Raw genomic sequence first — 12,558 nt, forward strand, 5'->3', positions numbered from 1 at the left:
CCGCGGCACCGGCTCGCCGCGGTGGCGGTGAGCGCGGAGGGTACGGACGCGTCGGCCCCCGCACCACCGGTCCCGCCCGTGCCGGGACCGGTGGTTCCCCTACCACCGTTGTCCTCGATGAGCAGATCCGCGGTGTCGAGCAGTTGACGGATCGTCGCGTTCACGGGGTGGTCTCCTCCGGCTTGCGCACGGTCTGGGCGACGGCCTTGATGTCGTCCACGAACCGGCGGGGGTCGGGCATCGAGGTACCGGACGGATGCGAGCCCTCCTGGCACTGCCGGACGAGGCTCACTGCCCCGGGACCACATCGCTTGCGCAGCTCGCGGTAGACGTCTCCCGTCCTGGACGCGTCTCCGAAGAGCCCCAGAGCGGCGATGTCCATCAGAGTGACCGCGGCACCAAAGGTCTTCTCCGCCTCGTGCTCGGTCAGTCCGGCGCGGTGCAGCCGCAACCACGCGGCCTCGGAGAAGGCCCGCTCCAGGACGGTACGGCAGAGGCCGGGCAGTACATGGGTCATGGCGACCGGCGGGAGGTTCGGCGTACGGGCGAGGGCGCGTGCGTCGTTCAGCGCCTGGCCGACCGGATCGGTCACCCGGCGCACGGTCACCGCCGAACGCGCCTCCCGCTCCACCTCCAGGACCGTCACCGGGAGTTCCTGGTTGGTGAAGGCCCGCTGGAGCCTCGTGTCGTGGGTGAAGACCACGACCTGGCGGGTCCCGCCGAGGTCGTGGAGGACCCTGGCGAGACCGTGCACCTTCGCGGGGTCCATGGACTGCACGGGGTCGTCGATGACGACGAACCCGAAGGGGCTGTCCGGCGCGGCGGCACGCGGCAGGAAGAGCGAGAGCGCGAGGGAGTGCAGCTCGCCCTGGCTCATGACGCCCAGCGCGGCGGCCTCCGCGCCGTCCACGGACACGTCCATCACGAGCTTGCGCACGGCGGCCTTCTCGCCGCCGGACAGGCGTACGGTGCGCAGGTCGACGTTGCTCTGCTGGCGCAGTTCCTCCCAGGTCCGCTGAGAGTAGTCCTCGAAGGGCCGCAGCCGTTCCTCGCGCAATTCGGCGCACGCCTCCTTGAGCCACTTGCGGGCTGCCCTGACCTGACGAAGCCGGGGCTTGCCGGCGTGCGCGGTCCGGGCCCGGTCGAGCCAGGAGGCGAGGCGGGTGACGCAGCGCCGCCACTGCTCGTCGAGCTTCTCCAACTCCCGCGCGGCCTCCTCCCACAGGGCCGCGCAGGCATCGGCGAGAACGAGCGCGGCAGTCTCGGCGCGGGCGGCGAGCCGCTCGGCGTCGTCGATCGCCCGGCAGGCCGCCCACTCCTCCCACGGAACGACCAGCGGGGCGGGCAGCCACGCGGGGACCCGCGTGACGAGGTAGCGGATGGCGTCCACTGCGTCCCGCACTTCCGTGCGGGCCTCCTGCGCGGCGGCGGCCTCCCCGCGCAGGGCCGCCACCTGTTCGGCGGCCCGCGCGGCCCATGCCTCGTCGAGCGCCCGGACCGACCCGCACACCGGGCAGTTGTCCTCGTCCGCGTGCCGACGGCTGTGGTCCAGGGCCCTGTCCAGCAGTTCGGCGCGCTGGTGGGCGTCCTCGGCACCCGAGGCTCGTACATCGTCGAGTACGGCGACGGCCTCGCGCAGGCGGTCCACGGCCGCGCCGACCGAGTCGAGGTCAGGACCGGCCAGTTCCATGGTCGCGCGCAGCTCCCTCAGACGGTCGTCGTCCGCGTCGGGCAGTCCGGTCACGAGGCCGTCCAGCTCGTCGAAGTCGGGAGTGCCCGCCCCGCTGACGGCCGCGAGCGCGCGTCCCGCCCGGGGATCGTCCAGCGAGGACAGCGTCTCGACGAGTGCGGGCAGTTCCGCCTCGGCCGTCTTCACCGCGGAGTTGAGCGCCTTCTCGACGGCCTGGAGCCGCTCGTCCGCGGCCGTCAGCTCGCCGAGCCCGAGGATGGTGGCGATCGAGTCGTACAGCTCGCTGGGCCTGCCGGTGACGACCTTGTCGAGATCGGAGTACGACAGGAAGGGCCGGTAGTCGTTCAGCGCCCGCTCCCAGCCGACGGCCGCGAAGGGCCGCCGACCGTGACCCGGCCGCCTGAACTCGACCTCGGGAGCGGTGACGTCGTCGCCCGGCCACGTGCAGGTCAGCGTGGACGGCCGGGTGTCGCCCGCGATGGTCAGGCGGACCTCGGCCTTCGGGTCGGCCCCGTCGTGCAGGTTGCGCCAGTGCCGGCGCCACACCTCGCCGCGCTGCTTGTCGAGGCGGGCGGTGCGGCCGGTGAACGCGGTCTCGGCCGCCTCGGCGAAGCTGGACTTCCCCGAACCGTTGCGCCCGACGACCAGGGTGACGCCGGGCTTCGCGGTCAACGGCAGCCGCGCCGTGCGGCCGATCCCTCGAAAGCCGCTGACGCTGATGGATTCGAGGAACACCCGGTGGTCCGGGTGCGGGCCGGCGGGCGCGTCCGCGTCGACTTCGGACGCGCCGCCCAGCGCCTCACGAAGCATCTCCTTGGTCGCCTCGGCGAGGGCGGACGCTTCGAGGCGGCCGGTCAGCCGGGTGAGCGTCGAGGGTTCGCCGCTGCCGGTGGCCTGCCCGGCCTGCTCTGCGATGTTCTCCGAGGTCGCGTTCTGCTCGGGGTGTTCCGTCATGGCGCTCTCCGCTCTCCCGTGGTCTGTGTGACAGGACAGACGCTAGAGACAGAGAACTCGCTACTTCCAATATTTTGGCGATAACCCAGGTTATCGAGATTTTGTTATATCAAGCATGATTGCCGTTTCGATTGGCACCTCCGCCCACACCGTCTTGCCCACGGGCCGACGCCCAGCGCACGGCCAGGACGCCCACCAGGAACAGTCCTCGACCTGACTCACCCTCGGGGTACGACGTCGGCGGGTGGCCCCACTCCTCCATGTGCCGGACGGCGAGGTGTCGGGCGGGTTGCGCACCTTGCGGCGAGGAGACGAACTGCTCTGCGTATGAGGGGAGTTCACGCGACTCGCCTCCCGCAGTGGCCGTTCCTGTCGGCACGGCTGGTCCGTCCTTGTCCGTCGAGCTGAGGTGTACCGCGATGTACGCGAGTCGTCATGTTCCGTCCTCAAGAGTCGTCCGGTCGCCCTACGCTCGACAGGTGACACAGCCTTACTTTTCGTCCCGTAAGGAACGTAAGTGACGCTTTGGTCAACGGAGTTGACCCCAGCGTGTCGATGGCGGCGCTGTTCGGCTCGCGGGTGCGCAGGCTCCGTATCGTGGCCGGACTGACCCAGGTCGAACTCGGTGTCAAGGCGCATGTGGTGAGCTCGCGGATCACGCAGATCGAGCGGGCTTCCGGAGCGAGGCCGACGCCGGAGCTGACGCGTGTGCTGGACGTGGCCCTCGGCGCGGACGACTGTTGACCGACCTGTGGCCGTGTGTCTACCGGGAGGCGTTTCCGGACTGGTCGCGGAAGTTCATGGAGTACTCGGCGCACGCGGTGGCCATCCGTGAGTACGCGGCGCATGTGGTGCCGGGCCTGTTGCAGACGCAGGACTACGCGCGGGCGCTGCTGAGAGTCGGTCGAACTCTTGGCAGCGAAGAGCAGTTGGAAGAGCGGCTCGCCCTTCGCATGGGACGACAGGGGCGATTCGGTGCGCCCGATCGGCCCGAACTGCGGGTGGTCCTCGACGAGGCGGTGCTCAGGCGCCCGGTCGGTGGCCGAGTGGTGATGCTGGAGCAACTGGTGCGCTTGCTAAGGACCATGACGGAGCCTCGTATCACTGTACAGGTGCTGCTGTTCGATCAGGGCGAGCACGATGTCATGGGGACTCGCTCACGGTGCTCACCATGCCGGACGGCTCGGTTTCGCGCTGACCTTCGATCGGCTGCGGGCGGCGGCCCTGCCCCCGCTCATGTCACTCGACATGATCCGATCCCTGATCGAGGACAACCACCGCGGAGCGAAGGTCCCTTCCCGAACTGGACGGCGCCGCCTGGCGCAAGAGCAGCTACAGCAATCAAGAGGGGGGCGATTGCGTGGAGGTGGCCGACGGGTTCCGGGCCGTCGTCCCGGTCCGTGACAGCAAGGCCCCGCACGGCCCGGCTCTGTGCTTCGAAACCGCCTCCTGGGCCGCCTTCATAGGCGAGTGGAAGGCCTGACACCACCGTCCCTGAGGCGGCCGGGTCCTGGCTGCCTTCCGTCTTGTGGGCTCACCGGGCCCTTGTCCGCGAGGGTCCGGCAGGCCACTGACCTCCCCAAAGAACCGGGGGAAAGAACTACCCGCCCGCCCACCCTCCCCGGCCGCGAAGCCCGCGTCACCCGTTCGAGTGACCGGCTTGCAGGGGTGGGATACGGACGGTTACGTTCGCCCCAACAACCGCAAATAGAAATGGCCCCCGGCCGGGATTCCCGTCCCGATCGAGGGCCTGACCAACCAGGAAGTAGCACCTTCCCGATGGCTGACCCGCAGTCTAACGCGCGCCTGTGCGCCGACGCCGGAGCTCCGACCTCCGGCGTGATTCACGTACGCACCCGCCTCACGGCCGACTTCACCGTGATCTCCAACGCCCTCGCCCAGCGACGCGGCAGCGCGGTCACAGTCGGCGTCGCGGCGTACATCTCCTCACTGCCTGATGGCTCGTCCGTGACCATCACTGCCTTGTGCGAGCACTTCACCGAGGGCGAGATCCTGATCTCGCGGGCGCTCAGGGAACTCGAAGCAGCCGGATACCTGGAGCGCCGCCGCGAGCGAACGCCCTCCGGGGAGGTCCGTATCCGGACGTACTTCTACGACGTCCCCGGCGGCGCTCCGGACCCGGACCCGGACGAATTTCCCGAGCCGCCGGAGCCGCGTCGGCCCCGGAAACAGGCCGCCGCTGCGGTCACACCCGCGTCCGCACCTGCGGAGGAAATGGTGGCCGCGTCCGTGCATGCCGAGGCGGAGGCACCGATCCCGCTCGCCGAAGCCGACCCGCAGGCCGTCGCCGTACTCGCCGCACTGCGCCGGGTCGACCCCCGCCTCGTCCTGTCCGCGCAGGAAGCCGCCCGCCTTGCCCCGGCCGTCACCCGGTGGCTCGCGGCAGGCCTCCTGCCCACACACATCACGGACCACCTCACCGCACGGCTCCCGGACCACTTCCTGACCCGCCCGGCCGGCATCCTCGCCCACCGGCTCAAGGAGACTCCGCTTGCCCTGCCCGCACCGGTCGGCGGCGCGGAACCCTCCGTACGACCGGCGGTCGTGCCCATGCGGAACTGCGATGGCTGCGACCGGGGAATCCGTGCGGCGGAACCCGGCCGCTGCCGGGACTGCCGATCCCGGGACCAACTCCGTGCGGCCGGCTGAGCCAATGACTGGGTGTGCGGTCCACCCGCAGGTGGGAGGCTTGATGTGCGACGATGCGAAACTCAGCGCCAAGAGGAGGTGGGGCATGGTCGACAGGTTCCAGGACGGGCTTCTGACGCCCACGGAAACGGCCTCCTACCTTGAGATCCCGCAGTCGACTCTCACGTCGTGGCTGAAGGGCAGGGCCGCCGGAGCGCCACTGGTCCACCAGGTCGAGCCGGTACGCAAGGGGCAGCCTTCGGTACCGTTCATCGCGGTGGCCGAGGCTCACGTCCTTCGTTCTCTGCGTTCCCTGGGACTCCGCATGAGCGAGATCAGGGAGGCGGCTGCCGCTGTCCGGGACGCCTTCGACACCCCCTACGGCCTCGTGTCCAAGCGGATTGCCACAGACGGCGTGGACATCTTCATCGAGCACGGTTGGGGGGATCTCCGCAGAGCCCGCGACGGCCAGGTCCCCATCCAGGAAGTGGTCTCCGACTATCTCCGCTACCTCACCTGGGAACCGGGCGACGACTTCCCCTCCAGCCTGCGACTGAGGCAGTACCCGGACTCCGTCCCCGTCGTGATCGATCCGAGGTTCGGCCACGGTCTCCCCGTGGTGGCTGCCAACCGCGTCACGGTCCAGGCCATCACCGACCTGTGGGAGGCCGGGGAGAGCGTCGAGGACATCGCGTACGACTACGACATGACGCCTGAGCAGGTGGACGCGCTCTGCCAGGCAGTGGTGCACCTTGCCGCCTGAGTTCTTCCTCGACCGGAATCTCGGCCGCCGTGTCGCCGAGGGGCTGAGAGCCTGCGGGTGGGCTGTTCACCGCATCGGGGACGTCTTCCCGGACGACGGACAGGACGTTCCTGACGAGGAGTGGATCACTCACGGCCTCGACCGGTCATGGATCCCCCTGTCGAAGGACGGGCGGATCAAGACCCGGGACCTGGAGATCAGGCCTGTCCTGGAGCGCGAGGCGGTGCTGTTCTACCTGGACAACCAGCAGCTCCGCAGCGCAGAGATGGTCGAGCGGCTCGTCGCACGCCGTGACGCGATCCACCGGGCCGTCGAGAAAGGTGGCCCGGCGGCGTACGCACTGCGGCACGACCGGATTGAGCGCACCTGGCCGCCCTGATGGGCGGGTGCCCCTCGGGACAGCCCGCCCACGGCCCAAGCTACTTCGCCGCGGGCGCCCACAGCGCGGCCACGATCTCCATCTGCTTGAGGACGAGATCGATCGCCTCGCGCTCCTCCTCCGGCGGGTAGTCGAACATCGCCAGCACGCGGCGGATGCGGGTGCGCAGCTTCGCCCGGACGGGCTCGCGGGAGAGCCAGTCGACGGAGAGGTTCTTCTGGATGTCCTTGACGAGGGCACGGGCGATCTTGGCAAGGGTGTCGTCGCCGCCCTCCATCGCCTCGGCCATGTCGCGGTGCGCGACCGCGTCGTAGAAGGCCAGCTCGGCGTGGCTGAGCGGCGGGTCGAACTTCTCGCCGCGGCGAGCCTCCGCCGACACCTCCCTTGCCAGGGCGGCCAGTTCGGCGATGACCTGCGCGCTGGTGAGCTGCTGGAGCATGTACCGCTTCATCAGGTCGTCGAGGCGCTTGGAGAAACTCTCGTTCCGGACGACGTTGTGCTTTGTCACCTCGCGCATCTTCTGCTGGATCAGGCGGCGCAGCGCCTCGGTGACCAGGTGCGGGGTCTCGGAGTTCGCCAGCTTGCGCAACTGCGCCTCGTTGATGCGGGTGATGTCCAGCCGGCCGATCCCGGCCTCCGCGTACAGGTCGGTGATCTCGTCGGCGTCGACCACCGAGGCGGCCAGGGCCTGGAGGTAGCGCTGGACCTCGGCGCTGAGCGGCTCCCCGCTCGCCTCGCGCCGGGCTGCGTCGATCTTGATCATCCAGGCCCGGACCTCGCTGAAGAAGGCGATGTCACGACGCCAGTCGTCCAGGTCCTCGCAGCGTTCGGAGATCTCGCGGCTCATCGCGCAGACGCGGTAGAAGCGATCAAGCCGGGCGGCGCTGTCCTTGAAGCGGACGGAGAGCGGTTTGGCGCCGGGCTCGACCTTGTTGCCCAGGTTCTTCGGATCCAGCAGGAAGTCGGCGGTCAATCGCAGGGCGCGGATGCGGGCGTCGGGACGGCCCGTGTCGGCCAGCCACTTCCTCCAGCGGCTCCCGGCCAGCAGCCCCTTGATGGTCGACAGCTCGTTCTTGACCTCGGTGATGGCACGCTCGATGTCCGCGCCCAGCGTCTGGTCCTCGCGGTCCTGGTCCGAGTACTCGCGCATGGCCTTGGTGAGGCTGTCGGTCAGGGGCGCGTAGCCGACGAGGAGGCCGTCCTGTTTGCCCCGGAAGCGGCGGTTGACGCGAGCCAGGGCCTGCATCAGGTTGGCGCCCTGCATCGGGCGGTCCATGTACAGGGTGTGGATGGGCGGTGCATCGTAGCCGGTGAGAAGCATGGAGTGGACGATGAGCAACTCAAGTTCGTCGTCCGGGTCCTTGGCGCGGGCCTGGATGATCTTCTGCTGTGACGGCCGTAGGGCGTGCTCGCGCAGGTGCTTCTCGTCGGAGGGATCACTGTGAAAAACGATCTTCATGACACCCTGCTTGGCTTCCTTGCTCACCCAGCCCTTCCGCCGCTCGGCGAGCGCGTCGAAGAGCCGCACGCAGATCTCGCGGGTGGAGCAGACGACCATCGCCTTGCCGGGGCCGCCGAGGTCCGGCTTGACGAGTTCCCGGCGCTCCTCCCAGTGGGCGATCAGGTCGTCGGCGAGGGTCGCTATCCGGTGGGGGGCGCCATAGACGGTGTTCATCGCCGTGGCGAACTTGATGGCGCGGCGGCGTTCGGCGTCGTCCATGCCCTCGGTCAGGGTGTTGGCCTGCTCGTCGAGCTTGTCCGGGTCGACATCCTTGATCAGGTCGAGCTCTATGACACGCGGCTCGTGGAACACGCGGACCGTAGCCCCGTCGTCGACGGCGCGCTTCAGGTCGTAGACGTCGATGTACTCCCCGAAGACGGCACGGGTGTCGGCCTCGGCCTTGGAGATCGGCGTGCCGGTGAAGGCGAGCAGGGTGGCGTACGGGAGGGCGTCGCGCAGATGGCGGGCATACCCGTCGAGGCTGTCGTAGTGCGAGCGGTGCGCCTCGTCGACGATGACGAGAATGTTCCGGCGCTCGGAGAGGAGGGGGTGCGACTTGCCGGCGTCCTTCTCCTCCTTGCTCAGGCCGAACTTCTGGAGGGTGGTGAAGACGATCCCGCCGACGTTGCGGCTCTTCAGCTCGGTCCGCAGCTCTTCACGGGTGTTGACCTGGAGGGGTTCCTGGCCGAGTAGCGTCCTGCTGTCCTGGAAGGTGTCGTAGAGCTGGTCGTCGAGGTCGTTGCGGTCGGTGATGACGACGATGGTGGGGTTGTTCAGCGCCGGGTGGCGGGAGACGAGCGCGGCCGTCTCCACCATCTCCTCCGACTTGCCCGCACCCTGCGTGTGCCAGACGACGCCGGCCTGCCCGCTCTCGCGTGACGCCTCGACGACCGCGTCCACCGCCTTGTTGACCGCGAAGTACTGGTGCGGCTTCGCGATCCGCTTGCCGGAGAGGGGCTCGCCAGGCTTGGGCGGGGGGAAGTTGACGAAGCTGCGGGTGAGGGAGAGGAACCGGTCCTGCGTGAACACGCCGTGGAGGGCCAGGTTCAGCGCGTCGAGGCCGTCGTATCCGGGCTCGTTGGTGTCGACGCGCAAGCCCTCGTCGTCGACGTTCCAGGGCGCGAAGTGTTCGTACGGCGTGAAGACGGTGCCGTACTTGGCGGTTATGCCGTCCGAGACGAGACAGAGGACGTTGTAGCGGAACGCGATCGGGAACTCCGAGACGTACGTCTGGAGTTGGGCGTGCGCGGACTTGAGGGTCGCGTTCTCGTCGGAGGCGCTCTTCAGCTCTACGACGGCCAGCGGCAGGCCGTTGACGTACAGCACGATGTCGAAGCGGCGGTGACTGCCGTCGGTCTCCCGGGCGGTGACCTGGTTGGCGGCGAGGAAGCTGTTCGCGCCGGGGTCGGTGAAGTCGACGAGCCGGACGGTCGGCGTCTGCTCGGCGCCGAACTCGTCGGTGTACGCCAGCCGGACGCCGGCGGTGAGGTGCTCGTGCGCCTGCCGGTTCTCGGGATACGCCTCTCGGGAGGCGGGGTCGGTGGCGATGACGAGCGCTTCGTGGACGGCGGCTGAGGTCAGGTCCGGGTTCAGCTTCTCGATGGCCAGCTGGAGTTCGTCGTGGAGGATCAGGTCGTCCCAGTCACGGCGGTGGCCGGTGCCGGGGGCGAGGTCCTTGCCGGGCTTGATCTCCCAGGCGAGTTGACCGAGTTCGTCGAGGGCTAGGTGCTCCCAGGTGGACTCGGTCATTTTGGCGTCGAGGTGAGCGGGAATGTGCTCGCTGCCGCTTTCGGTGGTCATACGGTGTCCTCCACGATTCTCTCGGCGTCTCGGATGCGGAGCTTGCCGGACATCAGTTGGGGAAGTAGGGCGTCGCGGAGCGTGGCTAGGACGCGGGACTCCCTGCGTGCTTGCATGGCACGATCAACCAATGCCCGTACATGCCCTCGTGTGTCCCCAAGTTCACGCGGGTCAACGACAGCAGAATTCATTACCTCAGATGGTTGCACTCGCTGATGGCTCTTGGAGGTACCGGTCACTTTGGCGACGAGGCCGCCAAGCAGCCCAGGTTGAGATAGGACCGCCCATAGTTCGGCCGTGCTCACTCCGTTTCGCGGCTCCAGCACAAGGAACTCGGTGGATGCGAGGGCTGAAATTCCCTGATCCGGGGAAACATTCCACACCCGAGGGATCTCGGGATTCAATTTCGAAAAAAGAACCGATGGTTGACGAATCAGATACTTTGCGCTCTTGATGGATCGAGGCTCAGCGATCTCCGGCATTGCGCCCGAGTCGAACGCGGGCAGGCTGTAATGGGCTACGTTCAACTCGGTCAGAGTTGCTGGCGTAACTTGCTCCTTGCGCAAGGTCGCGATCCCCTCAACGCTCGTACGTACGGCCCATGACTGATCCGAAAAGATAGCCCGACAGAGATTTTCGGCGGTGGATGTGATGCGTTCGTTGATCGCAATCTTGTCGTCCAGTCCACCAAGGACCTCTGCGATCGACGCCTGCTCCGGCAGTCCGGGGACGGAAATAGAAAATGCCGCGAACGTCGATTTATTTACGATCGGTGTAGTTGAACCGCTGGCGATTCTCCGAATGTCTACCGCGCGATACCGCAGCATGTAGTAGGCGAACCCTGAGTCGACAACTGAGGAATCAGGGATCAGCGTATTAATCTGCTGATTTGTGACAGCGGGACGGGAGGTGCGGGCCACTTTGCCGGTGGAGAATCCGATACAGGCGAACAGTACAGACCCTGCCGGTACGAGCCTTCGCCGCATCGTATTCAGGCCATCTTCGGAGAGCTGTCGGCATCCAGAGGGCGCGCGGTCTGAGTAGCTCATCTCCGTGGGGGTGACGAAGTCAACCTGGTCCCCCCATGCCCTGTTGTCACCTGTTCGTGGTGTCGCCCCTGTGACGACGCGTCCGAGCTGTCCGATCGTCATCGTCTCCCAGTTGCTCAACCCAGCCTCCCCAACTGCTCCCGCACCACCGCATCCAACCGAGCCGACTCATCCAGATGCTCGAACAGTTGCTTGGTCAGCCGCGCGGTCCGTTCCTCTACCGGCTCCGCGTCCGGGTCTTCCGTGACCTCCGTCGCACCCACATACCGCCCTGGCGTCAGCACATAGTCGTGCTTCTCGATCTCCTCCAGCGTCGCGCTGTAGCAGTAACCCGGCACGTCCTCGTACGAAAGCCCCTTGTTCTTCGCCGACTCCGTGCCCCGCCATGCGTGGTACGTGTCGGAGATCTTCTCCAGGTCCTCCTCCGTGAGGACCCGCTCGGTGCGGTCGACCATCGTGCCCATTGCCCGTGCGTCGATGAACAGCACCTGGCTCCGCCGGTCCTCCAACGCCATCGCGTTCTGTGCGGATTTGTCCTTCGTCAGGAACCACAGGCAGGCCGGGATCGCCGTAGTACGGAAAAGATTGCCTGGCAGCGCGATCATGCAGGACACGATGTCCGCTTCGAGCATCGCCGCCCGGATCTCGCCCTCGCCCGACTGCTTCGACGACATGGACCCGTTGGACAGGACCACGCCTGCGCTGCCCCGGTCGCCCAGCTTCGAGACGATGTGCTGGAGCCACGCATAGTTGGCGTTCGACTGCGGCGGGACCCCGTACCTCCATCGCCGATCGTCCGTCTTCCTCGCCCAGTCCGACATGTTGAACGGCGGGTTGGCCATCACGAAGTCGGCTTTGAGGTCGGGCAGTTTGTCCTCGGCGAAGGTGTCGCCCCAGCGGTCGCCGACGCCCTTCGGGTCCATGCCGTGGATGGCGAGGTTCATCTTGGCCAGGCGCCAGGTGCGCTCGTTGGCCTCCTGGCCGTAGACCGCGATGTCGTGCGTGTGGTCCTTGCCGCGCCGCTTCTCGACGAACTTGCCGCTCTGCACGAACATGCCGCCCGAGCCGCATGCCGGGTCGTACACCCGCCCTTCGTACGGCTCCAGCACCTCGACGAGCAGGCGGACCACGCTCGCGGGCGTGTAGAACTCGCCGGCGAGCTTGCCCTCCGCCCTCGCGAAGCGACCAAGGAAGTACTCGTAGGTCTCGCCCAGCACGTCCTGGGCCGGGCGGTCGCCGTGACCGGTGAAGCGCGCGTCGCTGATCAGGTCGACCAGTTCCTTCAGGCGCTTCTGGTCGACGTTGTCGCGGTTGAAGATTTTGGGGAGGACGCCGGTGAGGGCCTTGTTGGCCTTCATCACCTCGTCCATGGCCGTGTCCAGGAGTGCGCCGACGCCGCCCTCCGCGCTGGCCGCGTTCTCGGAGATGTGGTCCCAACGGGCGGTCGGTGGCACCCAGAAGACGTTCTTCTCCGTGTATTCGTCCTTCTCCTCCAGGAAGGCCGCGCGGCGGTGCTCCGGGATCTGGGCCAACTCGGGGTCGGCCGCCAACTCCTCGCGGCGTTCGGCGAAGGCGTCGGAGACGTACTTCAGGAAGACCAGGCCGAGCACGAACTCCTTGTACTGGGCGGCGTCCATGGAACCGCGGAGCTTGTCCGCGGCCTTCCACAGGATGTCCTGGATCTCCTTGGTACTGGAGACACTGAGCAGTTCGCCCTGTCCGGCGGCTGCCGCGGCTCGCTTGCGGGGTGGCATCGTTCCTTCTTCCAACTGA

General features: G+C 67.7%; 8 protein-coding genes and 1 pseudogene. 5 read left to right on the forward strand and 4 right to left on the reverse strand.

Annotated features, from left to right (window positions below; genetic code table 11):
* Positions 1-160: 160 nt before the first annotated feature.
* On the reverse strand, positions 161-2,644 hold the full coding sequence (locus R6V09_RS10240; RefSeq protein WP_317881045.1) for an AAA family ATPase: 2,484 nt from the start codon (positions 2,642-2,644) through the stop codon (positions 161-163).
* 555 nt (positions 2,645-3,199) lie between these two features.
* Here R6V09_RS10240 and R6V09_RS54575 point away from each other — a divergent pair.
* The 5 genes and pseudogenes from R6V09_RS54575 to R6V09_RS10275 all read left to right on the forward strand — a co-directional run bounded on the left by R6V09_RS54575 (position 3,200) and on the right by R6V09_RS10275 (position 6,435).
* Positions 3,200-4,048: pseudogene (locus R6V09_RS54575) on the forward strand (helix-turn-helix domain-containing protein).
* The gene (locus R6V09_RS10260; protein WP_442810010.1) at positions 4,005-4,127 is read left to right on the forward strand and encodes a DUF397 domain-containing protein; all 123 of its coding nucleotides are present in this window, start codon (positions 4,005-4,007) and stop codon (positions 4,125-4,127) included. Before R6V09_RS54575 ends, R6V09_RS10260 begins: the two are co-directional and overlap by 44 nt.
* A 296-nt stretch (positions 4,128-4,423) precedes the next feature.
* Positions 4,424-5,314, forward strand: coding sequence for a hypothetical protein (locus R6V09_RS10265; RefSeq protein WP_317881046.1), 891 nt, complete (start codon positions 4,424-4,426; stop codon positions 5,312-5,314).
* A gap of 85 nt (positions 5,315-5,399) precedes the next feature.
* On the forward strand, positions 5,400-6,056 hold the full coding sequence (locus tag R6V09_RS10270) for a DUF433 domain-containing protein (RefSeq protein ID WP_317881047.1): 657 nt from the start codon (positions 5,400-5,402) through the stop codon (positions 6,054-6,056).
* Positions 6,046-6,435 carry a toxin-antitoxin system, toxin component, PIN family protein gene (locus R6V09_RS10275; RefSeq protein WP_317881048.1) on the forward strand — a complete coding sequence of 130 codons (390 nt, stop codon included), beginning with the start codon at positions 6,046-6,048 and terminating at the stop codon, positions 6,433-6,435. Before R6V09_RS10270 ends, R6V09_RS10275 begins: the two co-directional genes overlap by 11 nt.
* Before the next feature lie 40 nt (positions 6,436-6,475).
* On the opposite strand, the gene R6V09_RS10280 is transcribed toward R6V09_RS10275, so the two are convergent.
* The 3 genes from R6V09_RS10280 to R6V09_RS10290 are packed head-to-tail and all read right to left on the reverse strand — an operon-like array spanning position 6,476 to position 12,539.
* Complete coding sequence (locus R6V09_RS10280; protein ID WP_317881049.1) at positions 6,476-9,736, reverse strand: type I restriction endonuclease subunit R; 3,261 nt, start codon at positions 9,734-9,736, stop codon at positions 6,476-6,478.
* Complete coding sequence (locus R6V09_RS10285) at positions 9,733-10,905, reverse strand: restriction endonuclease subunit S (protein WP_317881050.1); 1,173 nt, start codon at positions 10,903-10,905, stop codon at positions 9,733-9,735. Before R6V09_RS10285 ends, R6V09_RS10280 begins: the two co-directional genes overlap by 4 nt.
* Positions 10,902-12,539, reverse strand: a complete 1,638-nt coding sequence (locus R6V09_RS10290; RefSeq protein WP_317881051.1) for a class I SAM-dependent DNA methyltransferase — start codon at positions 12,537-12,539, stop codon at positions 10,902-10,904. The genes R6V09_RS10285 and R6V09_RS10290 overlap by 4 nt, the downstream gene beginning before the upstream one ends.
* Positions 12,540-12,558: the final 19 nt, after the last annotated feature.

This window comes from Streptomyces sp. W16 (assembly GCF_033194735.1).
Taxonomy (GTDB): Bacteria; Actinomycetota; Actinomycetes; order Streptomycetales; family Streptomycetaceae; genus Streptomyces.